Below are 18,150 nucleotides of genomic sequence, written 5' to 3'. Positions count from 1 at the left end.
CACCGGACCGAGCAATGTGATTTAGGTTTTGGCCTTTTTCTCGGCCATAACTTTTTCGGCCAGGTCCCGCGCAATAGAGAAGGCACCTTTGATCTTATCGTTGTCCTTCTTCCAGTCACGCCGCACGACGATCTTGTTGTCTTTAACCTTAGCCAACCCGCGCTGGTTCTGGATGAATTCGACCAATCCCTGAGGTGACGCGAATTTGTCATTGTGGAACTGGATCGTCGCGCCCTTTGGCCCGCCATCCAGTTTCGCAATACCCGCGCGTTTGCACATGGTTTTGATGCGGACGACCAGCATCAATGTGTTCACCTCTTTCGGCAATTTTCCAAATCGGTCAATCAGTTCCGCCGCGAATCCTTCCAGTTCAACCTTTGTCGACAGCGATGACAGGCGACGATAGAGGCCCAGACGAACATCCAGATCGGGCACGTAGTCCTCGGGGATCAGAACCGGCACGCCTAGATTGATCTGCGGGGCCCATTGGTCATCGCTGTCTGACAGCCCCTCCATCTCACCGGCTTTGATCTTGGCAATCGCTTCTTCCAGCATCGACTGGTAGAGTTCATAGCCCACATCGCGCATTTGCCCCGATTGTTCTTCGCCCAGTAGGTTACCCGCGCCACGAATGTCCAAGTCTTGGCTAGCCAGCGTGAACCCCGCCCCCAGTGTATCCAACGAGCCCAGAACGCGCAGACGTTTCTCGGCCGTGGCAGTCAGCTTCTGGCGCGGCTTGGTGGTTAGATAGGCATAGGCGCGGGTTTTTGAGCGCCCCACCCGACCACGGATTTGGTACAATTGGGCCAGACCGAACATATCCGCCCGATGCACAACCATCGTGTTCGCGGTTGGGATATCCAGCCCACTTTCTACAATCGTTGTGGCCAGCAGAACGTCGTATTTGCCGTCGTAAAAGGCGTTCATGCGATCGTCGAGTTCACCCGCCGCCATCTGACCGTGGGCCACCACATAGGTCAGTTCGGGCAGTTGTTCCTTCAGGAACTCCTCGATCTCGGGCAGGTCCGAAATGCGCGGGACCACGTAAAAGCTCTGGCCACCGCGATAATGTTCACGCAGCAGGGCCTCGCGGATCGTGACCGCGTCAAACTCGCTGACATAGGTGCGGATCGCCAGACGGTCGATGGGCGGCGTGCCGATGATCGACAGGTCGCGCACGCCAGTTAGCGAAAGTTGCAGGGTGCGCGGGATCGGCGTGGCGGTCAGGGTCAGGACGTGGATGTCGCTGCGCAGCTGTTTCAGGCGTTCTTTGTGGCCGACGCCGAAATGCTGTTCCTCGTCGATGATCAGCAGGCCCAGATTGTTGAACCGGATGCCCTTGGCCAACAGCGCGTGGGTGCCGATCACGATATCGACCGTGCCGCGCGCCAAGCCGTCTCGTGTTTGCTGCGCCTCTTTCGCTGAGACAAAGCGCGATAACTGTCGCACCTCCAGCGGGAATCCCCGAAACCGCTCCTTGAAGCTGGCCGCATGCTGGCGGGCCAGCAGGGTGGTTGGCGCGATCACCGCCACCTGCACGCCCGACATGGCGGCGACAAAGGCCGCGCGCATGGCAACCTCGGTCTTACCAAAGCCCACATCGCCGCAGATCAGGCGATCCATCGGCGCGCCCGAATGCATATCCCCCATCACCTCAGAAATCGCGCGCAACTGATCGTCGGTTTCCTGATAAGGGAAACGGGCGCTGAATTCCTCCCACGCATGGGGCGGAGGGTCCATGATGGGGGCTTTGCGCAAGGCCCGTTCGGCTGCGATGCGGATCAGCTTGTCCGCCATTTCGCGGATACGCTCTTTTAGCTTGGCCTTTTTCGCCTGCCACGCGCCGCCGCCCAGACGGTCTAGCAGACCTTCGTCATGGCCGTATTTGGACAGCAACTCTATATTTTCGACCGGCAGGTACAGTTTTGATTGCTCGGCATATTCCAGCAGCAGGCATTCATGAGCGGCACCGGCGGCAGTGACGACCTCCATCCCCATATAACGACCGATGCCGTGATCCACATGCACCACAAGATCGCCGGGCGTCAGGGATTGGGTCTCAGTCAGGAAGTTCTCGGCCTTGCGGCGTTTCTTGGGCTGACGGATCAGGCGATCACCCAGCACGTCCTGTTCGGCAATCACCGTCAGGTCGGGGGTCTCGAACCCATGCTCCAGCGCCCAGACGGCCAGATGCAGGCCGCGTTTGCCAACGCGGGTGCCATCGGTGACGGGGATCACCTCGGCCAGCCCTTCATCCTCGATCAGCCCGGTCAGACGTTCGCGCGCGCCTTCGGAATAAGACGCGATCAGCACCGGGCCTTTGGCCATTTTGTCGGTGATATGCGCAGCTAGGGCACCAAACAAGCTGATGCTTTCCTGCTGCCGTTCGGGTGCAAAGTTTCGACCGATCCGTCCGCCTGCGTCGATCACGCCCGGTCCGCTGGCTTGTGGCAGGGGGCCGAACTGCAGAACCCGCCGGTCGCCAATCGCCTGTTCCCACGAAGCATCGTCCAGATACAACAATCCGGGTGGCGTCGGCTTATACACCGTATCCATGCGCGTTCGGTTTTCCAAAGCCAAGCGCCGGGTTTCATACTGATCGGCAATCGTATCCCACCGCGCAAGACGCGCGGGCGTCACCTGATCATCCAGCGAGATCGTTGCCCCCGGCAGGTAATCGAAAAGTGTCTCCAGCCTTTCGTGAAAGAACGGAAGCCAATGTTCGACACCTTGATGTTTGCGCCCCGCACTGACGGCCTCGTACAAAGGATCATCGGTCCCCGCCGCGCCAAATTCGATGCGGTAGTTTTGGCGAAACCGAGTAATGGCGGCCTCGTCCAGAATAACCTCGGACACCGGGGCCAATTCCACGACCTCAAGCTTTTCGGTCGTTCGTTGTGAGACAGGATCAAACCGGCGCGCACCGTCCAGAACATCGCCGAACAGGTCCAGCCGCACGGGACCGGACTCACCGGGCGGGAAAATGTCTATGATGCCGCCGCGAACCGCATAATCTCCGGGCTCCATCACGGTGGGACTTTGGGCAAATCCCATGCGGACCAGAAACGCGCGCAGGGCCTGTTCATCGACACGATGATTCACGCGTGCGGTAAAGGCAGCTTGTCTTAGCACGTCCCGCGCTGGAACGCGCTGTGTTGCCGCGTTCAGGGTTGTCAGCAAAACGAAACGTTCTGGCATCTGATGGACCAGAGCTGCCAATGTCGCGACCCGCGCCGCCGCAATATCCGCATTCGGCGACACCCGATCGTATGGCAGGCAATCCCAGCCGGGAAACACAAAGACGGGAACGTCCGGTGCGAAGAAAGCCAGCGCCGCGCGCATCGCTTCCATCCGCTTGTCATCACGCGCGACATGACAGACCGGACCGCCGCTCCGGGTCATTTCGTTCAGAACAAGCTGTGCGTCAAACCCTTCGGGGGCGCCGCCAACCGTCACATGGTTCGGAGCCGTCATCGCCTTGCCTTTCCGAATTCTCTATCCCAGAACGCCGATGGAAAAGTTCTGATACATACCCCAAAGCGATGTGATCAAGATCGAAATTATTCCAACGATCTGCGTATAGATTCTGCATCGCGTGAGAATTTTTGACACGACATCCATGCCCGGTTCGGTCCGTTGTAACTTGCGCGCAGCGGAAATGTTGATCAGCATCACCACACAAAGCGGAAACAAAAGCAGAAAGACCGCCTGAGCGAACTCAACTCCGTAGAAAAACCCAAGTATCGCCAGCCCGGTAAAGAAAAAGCAACTTAACGCCAAAATGACCAGCCCGGACACATCCACGATGTATAAAAGCCGGTTCTTGTTGATCCTGACGACGTCCAACAGGTCTTCTTCAGCCTGCCCACCGATGCGGCGTGCGCGAACGACCAGGTCATAAGGAACCCCCATGGCCCAGTGGCTGGCCGACGACCATAGAACGGCCAAACCGATCCAATACCAAAGGTTGGAAAAGCTGCGCATGTCGATGAGTTCAAAAATCGAAGAGTATAAGTCCACGCGTCAGCCCTTTGTTCACTGTCCTTAGGGACCCTCTTCGCATAGGCGCGTCCATCGTTACCCTTGAGACTACGCGGAATTCATGCCACCCAATGCGAGAATATTCAAGGAGAGCGCGACATGAAACCGACCATCGCCCCTTTTCCATTGGCTCGTTTCCGTAGAGCGCGGCAATCTCAGGCCATTCGGGGTCTTGTGCGCGAAAACACACTGACCACAGATGACCTGATCTGGCCGGTATTTGTGCGCGACGGCGAAGGGATAGAAGAACCGGTTCCTTCTATGCCTGGTGTTGTACGGCGGTCCGTCGATCTGATTGCGAAGGCTGCAGTCGAAGCACAAGCACTTGGAATACCTGCGATCTGCATCTTTCCTTACACTGACCCCAGTCTGAAAACCGAAGACTGTGCCGAGGCGTGGAATCCCGACAACCTGTCGAACCGCGCCATTCGCGCCATCAAGTCCGCAGCTCCGGATATTGCAGTGATGACGGATGTGGCATTGGACCCCTACAACATCAACGGTCATGACGGATATGTCGTCGATGGCGAGATTGTGAACGATCAGACGGTTGAGGCGCTGGTGAAGATGACGCTGGCCCAGGCCGACGCGGGTGCTGACATCATCGGGCCATCTGACATGATGGACGGCCGGATCGGGGAAATGCGCCGCGCGCTGGAATCCGCAGGCCACCAGAATGTGATGATTCTGAGCTACGCCGCCAAATACGCCAGCGCCTTCTATGGTCCGTTCCGAGATGCAGTTGGCGCGTCTGGTGCGCTGACGGGTGACAAGAAGACCTACCAGATGGACCCGGCCAATTCGAACGAGGCCATGCGCCTGATCGAACGTGATCTGACGGAAGGAGCCGACATGGTCATGATCAAGCCGGGCATGCCCTATCTGGACATCTGCCGACGCGTCAAAGACACGTTCGGCGCCCCCACTTATGCCTATCAGGTGTCCGGTGAATACGCGATGATTCAGGCCGCTACGCAGAACGGCTGGATCGATGGGGAAAAGGTCATGCTGGAAAGCCTTCTCGCGTTCAAGCGCGCGGGATGTGACGGCATCCTGACCTACTTTGCCCCAGAGGTCGCCCGGCACCTTCAGGGCTAAGACCTCAAACTGTCGCGATAATTCGCCTATTGTGATCGGGGGTGATGCAGCTTTCCCGTGACACGTGGACTCAATAGGCGTATCCTCGCCCATAAGATCGGGAACACCCGACAACTCAGGCAGTCATACAGAGAAAAAACATGAGCAGTTCCAATCCCATTCGACTAAGTCGTCGTGGCTTTGCCTTTGGCATGGCCGGGCTGACCCTAATCGCAGCTTGCGGCAACGGTGTCGGCAACTCGAACGCGGCAACGATCGACGCGCGCGTCGATGCCACGCTGACCGAAATGTATTCACGCTATCCGAACACGGTGGAAATCGCAGAAAAAGCCAACGGCATGCTGGTCATGCCCTTGATAACCGAAGCCGGGTTCGTTTTTGGCGGCGGTTATGGCCGTGGCGCATTGCGGATCAATGGCGCAACCGTGGACTACTATTCTGCCGTAAAAGGCACCGCTGGATTGCAGGTCGGGGCACAGCAATACGCCCACGTCCTGTTCTTCATGACACAGGACGCGCTGAATGACTTCCGTCGTTCCAGCGGATGGACGGCTGGCGCGGATATCGGCTACGTGGTCAGCGATCAGGGCGACTCTCTTTCGACCAACACAACAACGTTGCGCTCCCCGGTACTGGCCGCCGTTTTCGGTCAGGCGGGTCTGCAGATCGGCGCAACCGTCGATGGCACGAAATACACTCGGATCATCCCGTAACACAGCACTAACCCTCTCAGTGCTTAACCCCTACCATGGACGTATCTCTGTGGCAGGGGTTTTTCTTTGCGACGTTGCGCAAAGATACACAATCTTCCGGCGTTCCTCTTTCGGTTGGGATGGGCTTCTACTAAACTGACGCCAAACGGAGATAGATAAGAAAATGGGCCTCAGATGGGATTAGTATTTCGTTGGCTGGTGCGCCTCGCCACGGGCCTCGTTCTTCTTAGTCTGGCCGCCGTCATTCTGGTCTACTTTCTGGCCAGCCAATCCCTGCCCGAATACGATCAAACCGTTGAGGTACGCGGGCTGACTGCGCCCGTGGAAATCGTGCGCGATACCGCCAATGTGCCGCATATTCTGGGCGAGACTGACCCGGATGTCTTCTTCGGGCTTGGGTACGCACATGCGCAGGACCGTCTGTGGCAAATGACCGTCCTGCGACGCACCGCCCAAGGGCGCTTGTCCGAAGTGTTCGGCGCGCGCACGGTTTCAATCGACAAGTTGCTGCGACGGCTTGACCTTTACGGCCTTGCCCATCGCTCGGTCGATGTGCAGGACGACTATACCAAGGCTGCGCTGCGCGCTTACGCGACTGGTGTCAACGCGCGGCTGGACGAAATCAACGAGATGGCGCTTGGGCGTGGCGCGCCCGAAATGTTCCTGTTCAATGCGCCTGTTTCCCCTTGGCAACCCGGTGACAGCCTCGCTGTGATCAAATTGATGAGCCTTCAGTTGTCCGGCCATCTTGAGGACGAAGTGCTGAGGGCGCGCACCTCGCTCATGCTGAACACCCCGGCGCGGCTGGCCGATATCCTGCCCGATGTACCGGGTGCCGGAATTGCGGCCCTGCCCGAATATGCCGCCTTGTTCCCGGGTTTGCCCCGATATGCAGCCGGATCGCCGATGCCAGACAGTCCGCTTTCGCCATTCCCGAAACGTGGATTAGCCGGGGCATCAAACGCCTGGACTGCCGCACCATCACGATCGGCCATTGGTGGGACGCTGCTAGCGAACGACCCGCATCTGGGTTTCACTGCACCCGGAGTTTGGTATCTGGCCCGGCTGGAACTTGAAAAAGGTGGCGTCATCGGCGCAACGATTCCGGGCATTCCTTCGGTCATGGCGGGGCGCAGTGATCGGCTGGGATGGGGGCTGACCTCATCTTATCTGGATGATCAGGACGTTCATATTGAACAGCTCAACCCCGACAATCCCGAAGAATATCTGACCCCGGACGGGTACAAGTCATTCCGAACCCGCCCGTCAATCATCGAGATCAAGGATGAGGCGCCCATCACACTGACCCTCCGATGGACGGAGAATGGACCCCTTCTGCCCGGCAGCCACTACGATCTGGGAACCATAACACCGCAGGGCCACGTTGCATCGCTGTCCTGGACGGCCCTAAGTGCGCAAGACACGTCAATGACCGCGTCGATGGCCTTGATGAATTCTGATACCGTGCCGCAGGCGATTGACGCAGCCGAACTGTTCATCTCCCCGTCTCAGAACCTGTCGCTGGTGGATAAGGACACGATCGGCATGAAGCTGATCGGGGCCATGCCCAAGCGCGACCTGCGCAATCAAAGCCGTGGACGCATCCCCACCCCCGGATGGCTGACCGAGAACCGCTGGCAGGGCCGCCTGCCCTATGCGGACAACCCCGAGTTTGTGGCCCCTGCCGGTGGCATACTGGGCAACACAAACAACAAGGTCATAGACCGCCCCTTCCCCGAGCATGTTTCATATGAATGGGGTGACACGCAGCGCATTCACCGCTGGGAACGCCTAATGCAATCGCGCGAGGTTCACACGCGTGACAGCTTTATCGAGGCGCAACTGGACACCGTCAGCTTTACCGCCCGCTCGCTGCTGCCCTTGATTGGCGCGGACCTGTGGTTCACCGGAGCATCGGCCCCAGAAGGCACGCCCGAGCGTCAGCGCCAGATCGCGCTGGGATTGCTGGCCGAGTGGAATGGCGAGATGAACGAACATCTGCCCGAACCTCTGATCTATGCCGCTTGGCTGCGTGCGCTGCAAATCCGCCTGATCTCGGACGAGCTTGGCCCTTTGGCTGCCAAATACAAACATGTTGAGCCGCTGTTCATAGAACGTGTTTACCGCGATATCGACGGCGCGGCAGTATGGTGTGACGTACGTCAAAGTGCGCCCACGGAAACCTGCACCGACATGGCGCGGCTGGCGCTGGACGACGCGCTGATCTGGATTTCCGAGAAATATGGCGGGTCGCTGGAATCCCTGCGCTGGGGCGATGCTCATCAGGCGACCCATGATCACCCGGTGCTGGGCTCGGTCCCGGTTCTGCGGTTCTTCGTCAATATCCGCCAATCCACCAGCGGCGGCGACAATACATTGCTGCGTGGGCGCACTTCGGGCGAAGGGCCGGACCCGTTTCAGAACGTGCACGGCGCGGGTTATCGGGGCGTCTATGATTTCGCGGACCCTGACAGTTCGGTCTTCATTACGGCCACCGGTCAATCGGGCCATTTCCTGTCGCGCTACTATGACGATCAGGCGCAACTTTGGCGGCGTGGGGAGTATATTCCGATGTCGCTGGATCTTGATCTGGCCCGTGCAGCGGCCGTTGGCGTGACGAATTTGATCCCGCGCTGATTTCGTCTGTTCGGCAAGACCTTGCCCCTTTTTCACGGTTGCGTGGACGCAGCCCCTTGTTTTGGCTTACGATCCCAGTGGTCATTGATTGGAACCGGGGGGTATTCATGGCCAGTATTCGGGACACGTTGAACAACCTCGCGCGGGATTACGCAATCGCGTGGAGCTCTGGCGATCCCGAAGCGGTCGCCGGTTTTTTTGCACCGGATGGAACAATCACAGTCAATCGTGGTGATCCGTTTGTCGGACGCTCGGCAATCGCGGATATGGCGCGCGGGTTCTTTGACGAGTTTGTCGACCTAGAAGTTCGATGCGATATGCTGAGATGGGCCGGAACCCACGCAATCTTTGTCTGGACACTGGAAGGGCACCACGCCGAAACCCGCAATCACGTCATCACCCGGGGTTGGGAAGAATGGGACATGACGGCTGACAACAAGGTTCAGTCTTCGCTGTGGTGGTACGACGCCGAAGACTATCAGCGGCAGATCGACGGGGTCTGACCCAGCCTACCCCTTGGTAATCTGGTACGAACGTGGGATGCCCTGCGTGATCCCGAACCACTCCGAGTTTTGCGTGCGTTCCTGATGCGCATCAAACGACGTTTGATCCCGAAACACCTCGTTGACATTAAACCGACCCGGGGTTTCCGCGTCTTCGGTGACTTCGAAGGACAAGCACCCCGGTTCCGCCCGTGTCAGCGCAATATGCTTGGGCAATGCGGCGCGTACTTGCTCAAGACGATCTATCGGTACGTCGATATGACCAGTCAAAAAGACCTTGCTTTCGGACACTGTGCCCCCCGTCAACTCAAAGCGCCGAAAACTGAGCGGCCTGCTTGTCGGTCCAGAGAACCGTGATCTGGAACCCGTCCTCTGTCTGCTTTTCGGATCGGACGACGTCCTGACGGAATAGCCACGCGCGCTTGTCGCCTTCGGCAAATCCAAGGGTCAACGTGCTTTCGTGCCTTACGCCCTGCAGTTTGACCGCGATATCGGCCAGTAGCGGCTCTATCCCCTCACCCGTCACTGCGGAAATCGCAAAGATCGCAGGATCGCGATCCGAACGCGCTATGGCGGCGTCGCGATCCTCGTCGCTCAATAGGTCGATCTTGTTCCAAACCTCAAGCCGCGGACGTTCATCATCAACCCCAAGCGAGCTCAGGATCGTTTCGACATCCCGCGCCTGTTCGTCGGTTTCGTCATGGCTGATATCGCGCACATGAACAATGATATCGGCGCCCAGAACCTCTTCCAGCGTGGCGCGGAAGGCCGCGACCAGCTCGGTCGGCAGGTTCGAGATGAACCCAACTGTATCCGACAGGATCACCTCGGGGCCATCAGGCAGTTCAACCCGGCGCATAGTCGGGTCCAACGTGGCGAACAACATGTCCTTGGCCATCACCTCTGCCCCAGTCAGCCGGTTGAACAGCGTCGACTTGCCTGCGTTCGTGTAGCCCACTAGCGCAACGATGGGATATGGCACCTTAGCGCGCGCCGCACGGTGCAGGGTGCGGGTCTTGACCACCTTCTGCAATTGGCGACGCAAACGAACAAGCTGTTCGTCAATGGCGCGTCGGTCGGCTTCGATCTGTGTTTCACCCGGACCGCCGACAAATCCCAGCCCGCCCCGCTGCCGTTCAAGGTGGGTCCACGCCCGAACAAGGCGCGTCCGCTGATAGCTAAGCGCAGCCATTTCGACTTGCAGAACACCCTCGCGGGTCCGCGCACGATCGCTGAAAATCTCAAGGATCAGCCCCGTCCGATCAAGGATTTTGACCTTCCAGGCTTTTTCAAGGTTGCGCTGCTGAACAGGGGTAACCGGCCCGTCAATCAGAACCAGTTCGATTTTGTTATCGTGCAGCCGTTCTGCCAGTTCTTCAATCTTGCCGCTGCCGAACAGCAACCCGGGCTGGGCGCGTTGCAGGCGCACGATTTCCGAGCCGACCACGTCAAGGTCGGGCAAAGCGGCAGCCAGTGCCACCGCCTCTTCCAGCGCCGGTTCAGGAACACGGCGCTGTTCATCTGACTTGATTTCCGGATGCAGCACCCAAGCGCGGGTGCGCGTCCTATCGTGTTCCATCAAGAGGCGTCTTCGCCCTCATACAGGCTGATCGGCTGCGACGGCATGATGGTCGAAATCGCGTGCTTGTAGACCAACTGCGACTGTCCGTCGCGGCGCAACAACACGCAGAAGTTATCGAACCAGGTAATCACACCCTGCAATTTCACACCGTTGATCAGGAAAATTGTGACCGGGACCTTTGCTTTCCGTACATTATTCAGGAACGCGTCCTGCAGATTCTGTCTGTCCGAAGCCATATTTTTATAATCTCGCCATTGTTCTTGCTACGCGCTGCGGACCAACGCGCTCCCTCCGGCAGAGTATGGAGTGTCGTTAACCGAGTTTCCAGATGAAAAATAAGACATTCTGCGGGTGTGGATTCTTAGCCCCGCCAAAGTGTTGGCGTTATCATCGCTACAATCGCCAGTGTTTCAAGCCGACCAATGACCATTGCGGCGCACATTGTCAGCTTGGCGCCTTCCGACAAGTCCACCAGCCGCAGCGGAACGTCCGTGGCCAGTTCGATCAACGGCCCGGTCGTACTAAGCGCGGCAACCGTCAGAACCATCGCCTGTTCAAACCCAGCCCCGGTCGCGGCCAGCAGCAAGTTGAAGGCCGCAGCGGTCAGCGCAAACATCATCAAAAAGATCCAAGCGATGAAGGCACCATCGCTTTGGATGCGTCTGTTGCCGCCACCCACCCCACTTACCGAGGACGGATAGATCAGTCGATCAATTTCGCGCGCACCGTTGAGGTACAGGGCAAACACGCGCAACAGTTTGACGCCACCTGCCGTTGTCGCAACGCCCCCGCCAATTAAGGCCAACCCCATCAGGATCAGGCCGGGTGTTCCCAATCCGGACAATTGCTGCGCGTCGTTCCAGTTGGCACTTTCGAATCCTGCAGTCGTGAGAAAGGACAAGGCCGTGAATGTCATGCCCCAGATAACGTTCAACGCCTGCAGCGGTTCCATCGTGTTGCCAATTTCATTCACACCCGCCCACACACGAATGAACAGCAGTATCGCGACCGAAAGGACAATCATCAGCCCGATCCGGAACTCCGGGTCTTTGTCCAGCCGAGAATACCCTGTCATGGCTGTATCGGTCGAAAACGTCAGACGGGAAAGCGCGAAGAAGAGAAACAGAAACAAAATCGCCTCGCCGGTAATTCCCGCCTGCGCGCCCTCAAGCCCCCCCACAGGCGAAATGCCGGACGTTGCCATGGTAGACATGGCATGGCAGATCGCGGTCAAACCCTGCTCACCCGCGATCAGCAGAAGCAACCAGATCACTGCCGTCAGACCTGCGTAGACGGGCGTCAGAGTACGCGCGACACGCATCAAACGACCACGCGGATCGACCTTTTCACTCTGCGCCACGCCCGAGACCGGGCGTCCCGGCTGCCCTCGGGCCGTTACTTCGAACCCACCCAGTGACAAGGGTGCCAGAATAGCTGCGGCAGAAATCCACATCAGCAAGCCACCCATCCATCCCACTTGCGCCCGCCATAGATGTAGCGGCGCGGTCAATCGGTCAGGGTCGGGAAAAATGTCCGCTCCGGTCGTCGTCAATGCGCTGACCATGTCGAAATACGCATTCAGGAACGTGGTGTTCCCCAAAGCATCATGCAGCGGGATCGCCAGAAAGATCGGCAGGATTGTAAAACAGGCCAGCAACACAGCCAACTGCCCCAATGTGCCGCGCCGTGGAACCCGGTTGGATGATGCAAGCGCAACGGTTGCAACGACAAACAACCCCAACAACCCCGAATAGAAGAAAGACCGGGACGTGTCGTGGTCATCCAGCGCGAGCGCATAGATCGCGGGGACCCACATCGACAAAGCAGCGATGCCCCAGATGAGCAGGAACAACGGCAATCGCCGCACCAGCCCGATCCTGTGTGCCTGCGCCCGCTCCATCAGAAGAAATCAATCGAGACCTGTAGCAACCGTTCGACCTCGGGCACGTCCTTGGCCATGGCAAAGATGGCGACCACGTCTTTTTCCTCGATCCGCAAGCTGCCGGTTGGCCGAAACAATTCTTCCCCTTTGCGAACCGCGCCAACAAGGACACCTTCGGGAAAGTCGATATCGCGCAACCGCTGCCCCGCCATAGGTGAGGTGGACAGAACCTCAGCCTCGATCACTTCGGCCTCGGCATCGCCGATGGAATAAACCTGCCGAACACGTCCATGGCGAATGTGACGCAGGATCGAGCTGACCGTGGTCGCGCGTGGGTTGATATAGGCATCAATTCCCAAAGGTCCCATCAAAGCGACCATGCTGGGGTCATTGATCAGCGCAATCGCCAGTGCACAGCCTTCGGCCTTGGCGCGCACGGCAGCCAGCATGTTGGCACGGTCGTCGTCAGTGACGGCCAGCATCGCATCTGCACGTTCAATCCCGGCCTCGCGCAGCAAAGCGGCATCAAGCCCGTCGCCATTCAGAACAATCGTACGCTCCAGCGCCTCGGCCGCGAGTTCGGCGCAATTGCGGTCCCGTTCGATGATTTTGGCACGTACGCGGCTTTCGCGTTCTTCCAGCGTGCGGGCAACTTCGAGCCCGACATTCCCGCCGCCGACGATGACGACGCGATCCTGTTTCTTTTGCGCCTTTCCGAACACTTCCATCGTGCGGTCCACGTCTTTGACATTGGCAAAGACATAGCATTCGTCGTCGACGAAAAGTTGGTCCTCGGATTCGGGGGCAAAAAGGGTGCCTTCGCGCCGCACCCCGACGACAACAGAGCTGAGCGTAGAGAATAGATCGGTCAATTGCCGCAAAGGGGTGTTCACAATTGGGCAATCCTCGTCGATGCGAATCCCCAAAAGCTGCGCCTGGCCGTCCATGAACATTTCGGTATCAAAGGCTGAAGGCGCCGAAAGGCGGCGCATGGCGGCGGCTGCGACCTCTCGCTCTGGGCTGATCACCACGTCGATGGGAAGGTGATCCCGGCGATAAAGATCCGAGTGGATCGCCTCAAGATAAGATTTTGACCGCAGTCGCGCGATTTTCCGCTGAATCGAGAATACCGAATGCGCCATTTGGCAGGTGACCATATTCACCTCGTCCGAATGGGTGGCGGCAATGATCATCTCGGCGTCGCGCGCACCTGCGCGTTCCAACACGTCGGGGTAGCTGGCGAACCCGGCGATGCCCTGAACGTCCAGTGTTTCCGTCGCCCGCCGCACGAGGTCCGGGTTATTGTCCACAACCGTTACATCATTCAATTCGCCCGACAGGTGCCGTGCAATCTGCCAGCCAACCTGACCAGCACCGCATATGATGACCTTCATGTTTTTGGCCCTCTTGCCTGAAATCTTTGAATGACAGATGCCCTTATAGCGGTCAATTGAATTGTCATACCCGTGCAATCAAGGCAAGATAACCCTATGAAAACAGTGCTTCGATTGCTTATTCCTGTTCTGACGCTCACCTCATGCGGCCCACTTTCCATGTATTACCGTGAGGGTGAAAGCGTATCGCGCATGCAAACGGACACGACCGAGTGTCGGGTGCAGGCGGTCAACAACGTGCCAGTCGCCACTCAAGTGCGGCAATCCCCGCCAACATATTGGCCCGGTCGAACCTATTGTCACGGTAACGGAAGATGCTACCGATCGGCTGGATGGTGGCAGCCGGGGCAAGTCTACACCGTGGATGTGAACCAAGGCCTGCGCAACAATGTCGAAGCGCAGTGCATGGCCAAAAAGGGATATCGACCCGTCAGCTTGCCGCCGTGCAGGCAAAATGTGAAATCACGGGTTCCTGCGCAGCGAACAACACAACTCCCGCCGCTGAGCACCGAGTCGTGTTTCGTAAAATTTAACGACGGCGCGTTTCAGATCATAACCCCCGGGGTACCGGGCTAAAGTCACCGGCAGCTTATTCTGCCGGCTCCGGTTCATCCAATTGCGCGACACGTGCACCCGACTTGTTCGACGTCACAACGCCCAGCGATTTCAGCTTGCGGTGCAGCGCACTGCGCTCCATCCCGACGAAGCTGGCGGTGCGGCTGATATTGCCACCGAAACGGTTGATCTGCGTCAGCAGATATTCACGTTCGAACGCCTCGCGCGCCTCACGCAAGGGCAACGTGGCCAATGCACCTGACAGTACGACACGGCCGGAATCGTCCGCTTTCTCATCCTCGGCGGGCAGCTCCTTGGCCTCGATTGGGCCCGTGCCGTCACCCAGGATCAACACCCGTTCGATCAGGTTCTTCAACTGGCGTACATTGCCCGGCCAGGTCATCGTCTGCAGCAGAGCGACGGCTTCCTCAGATATCTCACGCATGGGTAGACCTTGGGATTCATTGCACATTTCGATGAAATGCTGCGCCAGAACCGGGATGTCCTCGCGCCGGTCTTCAAGCGAAGGCACATCAATCGGCACGACGTTCAAACGGTGAAACAACTCTTCCCGGAACCGTTCTGCCGCGATCTCTGCGTCAAGATCCTTGTTCGTCGAAGAGATCACCCGCAAATCCACTCGCACCTTGTCAGATCCGCCGACGCGCTGAAACTGCTGATCGACCAATACGCGCAATATCTTGGATTGCGTGCCAAGCGGCATATCCGCAACCTCGTCAAAGTAGACCACGCCCCCATGCGCTTCTTCCAGAAGCCCGGATTCAACACCGCGCTCCGACGACTCTCGTCCGAACAGAACCTCTTCGACCCGCTCAGGCTCGATACCTGCGCAGTTTACAGTCACGAAAGGTGCATTCGCCCGATTAGAATGGGCGTGAATATAACGCGCCGCGATTTCCTTGCCGGACCCGGCAGGGCCGCTCAACATTACACGGCCATTCGATTTGGTAACTTTGTCCAACTGACTTTGCATCGAACGGAAGGCGGCGGACTTGCCGATCATGTCCGAATTCGTGACTTCTTTGCGCTTGAGCGATGCATTCTCGCGGCGCAGGCGCGAGGTTTCCATTGCGCGCCGGATCACCACCATCAACTGATCAATGTTAAAAGGCTTTTCGATAAAGTCGTAAGCCCCCTGTTTGATTGCAGCCACGGCAATTTCAATATTCCCGTGCCCCGAGATGATCACCACTGGCACATCGGGATTGTCACGTTTCACAGCCTTGAGGATGTCGATTCCGTCCATGCGGCTGTCCTTTAGCCAAATGTCCAAAATCAAAAGCCCCGGCGGTTCCGAATTGATTGCCGCCATGCACTCGTCCGAGTTGCCAGCCAGCCGGGTTGAATAGCCTTCGTCCTCCAGAATGTCGGACACCAGCTCGCGAATATCGCGTTCGTCATCTACGATCAGAATGTCACTCATCTTTGGCCTGCTTTCAGTTTGTTTATATGATTTGCCTGCTTTTGTGGCGCAGCCGTCTGGGTAAATTTGCCCCCCGGCAAACGGATAACGGCCATCGCGCCAAAATGGTCCTGTCCGTCAAATACCGGTGCATCTTCCAACGTCAGCGCACCGCCATGTTCTTCGATAATCTTCTTGACGATAGGCAGTCCCAGACCGGTTCCCTCGTCACGTGTGGTTACGTATGGCTCAAACAGCCGCGCCCGATCTTCGGGCAACCCTATTCCGTTGTCTGCAATGGTGATGATTGTCCCTGCATCATCACAGGTTACATCCACTTTTATCTGTGGTTTGAGATTTTTCGGAGCACCTTTTTTCTTCAAGGTTTCAATCGCTTCTCCGGCATTCTTGATAAGATTGGTCAAAGCCTGATTCAGCATCGTCGCGTCCAGATCCGCCACGACTGGGTGGTTCGGAAGCGTTGCATCAATCTGAACGTCGGGCTGACCGGATTGTTGCAGCAACACCGCCTCGCGTACCAGATCGACGACGTTTTCCTCGTGTCGGTCAGGTTCGGGCATACGCGCAAACTTCGAAAACTCGTCCACGATCCGCCTTAGATCATTGGTCTGCCGCACAATCACGTCCGTCATGGATTCGAGGCTGTTGCAATCTTCCTCATCCAGCTTGCGAGAGAATTTTCGTTTGATCCGCTCGGCACTCAGTTGAATTGGGGTCAGCGGGTTCTTGATCTCATGCGCAATGCGGCGGGCCACATCACCCCAGGCCGCCATGCGCTGCGCGCTGACCAGATCGGTTACGTCATCAAAGGCCACAACGTAACCTTCCAGACCACCATCCTCGCCCCGCCGGATTGCCATGCGCACCAGAAGGTTCTCCAACCTGCCCTTTCGGGTCACTTTGACCTCGCCCTGAACGGCTTCCTGACCGCTGTCCTTGAGGCTTTCAAACAAAGGAAGGAACTCCGGCACGGCAATACCGATGGCCAGATGTTCTTCCTTACTGGACCAGTCCAAAAGGCGTTCCGCCGACCGGTTCACGAATGTCACGCAACCATCGGAATCCACACCCACAACGCCGGACGTTACAGAGCTGAGGACCGAGTCGAACAGCCGCCGACGCCGCTCAATCTGGCGCGTATTTTCAAGCAGAGTGTCGCGTTGGCCTTTCAGTTGCCGAGTCATCTGGTTGAAATAACGGCCCAGCATGGCGATTTCGTCGTCGCTGGCCTCTTCGATCACCTGCACACTCAAGTCACCCGCCCCAACCCGCTGCGCCGCCGTGGTCAATCGTCCGACAGGGCGTGACAGTCGCTCGGCAAACCACATGCCCAAAGACACAGCCGCCAAAATCAGGATCACCGCAAAGCCCAGATAAAGCAGGCCAAACTCGAACAGTACCCTGCCCCGTTCGTTTTCAAGCTGTTGATAGAACTGGACTGTTTCTTTGGTGTCATCCAACAAGGTAAGCAGTTGCCCGTCTACCTCACGACTGACGTAAAGATAGCGATCCAAATAGGCCTGAAGGGGTACCAAGGCCCGAAACTCGCTGTTTTGCCAATCGGCAATTATCAGCAATCCGGTGTCCGTCGCTTCGATCATCTGCTCAGGCGTAGGGGCTTCGTAGTTGAACAGGTACGAACGATCGCCCCGGGATTTGATCTCGCCACTGCCGTCGATGACGTAAGCCTCGCGCAAGCCTCGCTGAATCTGCGACTGACCCTGCGCCAGAACGGTGCGCAATTCGGCGTCCGAAATGTAGTAATCCCGCGCTCGAGCCGTATCCAAGAACCGCGCCAGAACGGTGGCGTCTTGGGTAAGTCCTTCGCGGTGCTCCTGTTCATAAGCCTCAGCAGCGGTCAAGGACGAGCCTACAACTTCGCGGACGCGGTCCGAGAACCAACCTTCAAGCCCGATATTCACCGTCAGCCCTGCGAAAATCGCGACGGTGACTGTTGGCACCAGCGCCAACAGCGTGAAAGCGCCGATCAGACGCAAATGAAGACGAGAACCCGCGGATTTAGCCCTTCGCGCGGCGATCAGGCTTCCAAGTTGGCTTAGGACCAGTGCCGCAACGACCAGAACATATACCAGGTCAGCCAGCAAGATCAGGCGCAGCGTCGGCGCCGTCGTTCCCAGATCGAATGGACCAATGACAAGGTAAGTGGCCAACGCAAGGACGGGGCCCAGCAAAACCAGACCCAAGGTGCTAAAATTGCGCAGCTTTCGTGACTTTCTCCACCGATTGATCGATAGTATCAGCCCGCTCTGTGCCCGGGTTGCCACCGTCTGCCCTCATCCT

13 protein-coding genes are annotated in these 18,150 nt (G+C 57.9%); 4 read left to right on the top strand and 9 right to left on the bottom strand.

Annotated elements, in window-relative coordinates:
• Positions 1-21: 21 nt before the first annotated feature.
• Together mfd and GOV88_RS13030 are read right to left on the bottom strand one after the other, a co-directional pair.
• A complete protein-coding gene (gene mfd, locus GOV88_RS13035) occupies positions 22-3,474 on the bottom strand; it encodes a transcription-repair coupling factor (RefSeq protein WP_171240703.1) in 3,453 nt (1,150 codons plus the stop codon).
• 21 nt (positions 3,475-3,495) lie between these two features.
• On the bottom strand, positions 3,496-4,020 hold the full coding sequence (locus tag GOV88_RS13030) for a component of SufBCD complex (RefSeq protein ID WP_171121592.1): 525 nt from the start codon (positions 4,018-4,020) through the stop codon (positions 3,496-3,498).
• A gap of 120 nt (positions 4,021-4,140) precedes the next feature.
• Between GOV88_RS13030 and hemB the strand changes: the two genes are divergently transcribed.
• From hemB to GOV88_RS13010, 4 genes are all read left to right on the top strand, one after another.
• Positions 4,141-5,139, top strand: a complete 999-nt coding sequence (hemB, locus tag GOV88_RS13025) for a porphobilinogen synthase (RefSeq protein WP_171240702.1) — start codon at positions 4,141-4,143, stop codon at positions 5,137-5,139.
• A gap of 140 nt (positions 5,140-5,279) precedes the next feature.
• Entirely contained in the window at positions 5,280-5,852 is a 573-nt protein-coding gene (locus tag GOV88_RS13020) for a YSC84-related protein (RefSeq protein WP_171240701.1), read from the top strand.
• Between the two features lie 174 nt (positions 5,853-6,026).
• Positions 6,027-8,489 (top strand): penicillin acylase family protein, encoded by a 2,463-nt coding sequence (locus tag GOV88_RS13015; RefSeq protein ID WP_171240700.1) that lies wholly within the window; start codon positions 6,027-6,029, stop codon positions 8,487-8,489.
• A gap of 107 nt (positions 8,490-8,596) precedes the next feature.
• Positions 8,597-8,992, top strand: coding sequence for a nuclear transport factor 2 family protein (locus GOV88_RS13010; protein WP_171240699.1), 396 nt, complete (start codon positions 8,597-8,599; stop codon positions 8,990-8,992).
• A gap of 6 nt (positions 8,993-8,998) precedes the next feature.
• Here the strand turns inward: GOV88_RS13010 and GOV88_RS13005 are convergent, their stop codons facing one another.
• The 7 genes from GOV88_RS13005 to GOV88_RS12975 form a co-directional block, all read right to left on the bottom strand.
• Complete coding sequence (locus GOV88_RS13005; protein ID WP_171240698.1) at positions 8,999-9,283, bottom strand: putative quinol monooxygenase; 285 nt, start codon at positions 9,281-9,283, stop codon at positions 8,999-9,001.
• Between the two features lie 16 nt (positions 9,284-9,299).
• Positions 9,300-10,571 carry a GTPase HflX gene (gene hflX / locus GOV88_RS13000; protein WP_171240697.1) on the bottom strand — a complete coding sequence of 424 codons (1,272 nt, stop codon included), beginning with the start codon at positions 10,569-10,571 and terminating at the stop codon, positions 9,300-9,302.
• Positions 10,571-10,810 carry an RNA chaperone Hfq gene (gene hfq, locus GOV88_RS12995; protein ID WP_010440340.1) on the bottom strand — a complete coding sequence of 80 codons (240 nt, stop codon included), beginning with the start codon at positions 10,808-10,810 and terminating at the stop codon, positions 10,571-10,573. Before hfq ends, hflX begins: the two co-directional genes overlap by 1 nt.
• A 125-nt stretch (positions 10,811-10,935) precedes the next feature.
• Positions 10,936-12,474 carry a TrkH family potassium uptake protein gene (locus GOV88_RS12990; RefSeq protein ID WP_171240696.1) on the bottom strand — a complete coding sequence of 513 codons (1,539 nt, stop codon included), beginning with the start codon at positions 12,472-12,474 and terminating at the stop codon, positions 10,936-10,938.
• A complete protein-coding gene (gene trkA, locus GOV88_RS12985) occupies positions 12,474-13,850 on the bottom strand; it encodes a Trk system potassium transporter TrkA (protein WP_171211366.1) in 1,377 nt (458 codons plus the stop codon). Before trkA ends, GOV88_RS12990 begins: the two co-directional genes overlap by 1 nt.
• Positions 13,851-14,439: 589 nt before the next feature.
• Complete coding sequence (locus tag GOV88_RS12980; protein ID WP_171240695.1) at positions 14,440-15,849, bottom strand: sigma-54 dependent transcriptional regulator; 1,410 nt, start codon at positions 15,847-15,849, stop codon at positions 14,440-14,442.
• The gene (locus tag GOV88_RS12975) at positions 15,846-18,134 is read right to left on the bottom strand and encodes a PAS domain-containing sensor histidine kinase (RefSeq protein WP_171240694.1); all 2,289 of its coding nucleotides are present in this window, start codon (positions 18,132-18,134) and stop codon (positions 15,846-15,848) included. The genes GOV88_RS12980 and GOV88_RS12975 overlap by 4 nt, the downstream gene beginning before the upstream one ends.
• Positions 18,135-18,150: the final 16 nt, after the last annotated feature.

Source organism: Ruegeria sp. HKCCA5491 (assembly GCF_013034565.1).
GTDB lineage: Bacteria > Pseudomonadota > Alphaproteobacteria > Rhodobacterales > Rhodobacteraceae > Ruegeria.
This window is presented reverse-complemented; position numbering and strand designations above follow the sequence as displayed.

What these genes read in the sequence shown, in the direction of transcription:
- hfq (WP_010440340.1), bottom strand. Translation starts at nt 10,810, where the DNA reads ATGGCTTCGGACAGACAGAATCTGCAGGACGCGTTCCTGAATAATGTA.
- GOV88_RS12980 (WP_171240695.1), bottom strand. Translation starts at nt 15,849, where the DNA reads ATGAGTGACATTCTGATCGTAGATGACGAACGCGATATTCGCGAGCTG.
- mfd (WP_171240703.1), bottom strand. Translation starts at nt 3,474, where the DNA reads ATGACGGCTCCGAACCATGTGACGGTTGGCGGCGCCCCCGAAGGGTTT.
- GOV88_RS13020 (WP_171240701.1), top strand. Translation starts at nt 5,280, where the DNA reads ATGAGCAGTTCCAATCCCATTCGACTAAGTCGTCGTGGCTTTGCCTTT.
- GOV88_RS13010 (WP_171240699.1), top strand. Translation starts at nt 8,597, where the DNA reads ATGGCCAGTATTCGGGACACGTTGAACAACCTCGCGCGGGATTACGCA.
- GOV88_RS13015 (WP_171240700.1), top strand. Translation starts at nt 6,027, where the DNA reads ATGGGATTAGTATTTCGTTGGCTGGTGCGCCTCGCCACGGGCCTCGTT.
- hemB (WP_171240702.1), top strand. Translation starts at nt 4,141, where the DNA reads ATGAAACCGACCATCGCCCCTTTTCCATTGGCTCGTTTCCGTAGAGCG.
- trkA (WP_171211366.1), bottom strand. Translation starts at nt 13,850, where the DNA reads ATGAAGGTCATCATATGCGGTGCTGGTCAGGTTGGCTGGCAGATTGCA.
- hflX (WP_171240697.1), bottom strand. Translation starts at nt 10,571, where the DNA reads ATGGAACACGATAGGACGCGCACCCGCGCTTGGGTGCTGCATCCGGAA.
- GOV88_RS12990 (WP_171240696.1), bottom strand. Translation starts at nt 12,474, where the DNA reads ATGGAGCGGGCGCAGGCACACAGGATCGGGCTGGTGCGGCGATTGCCG.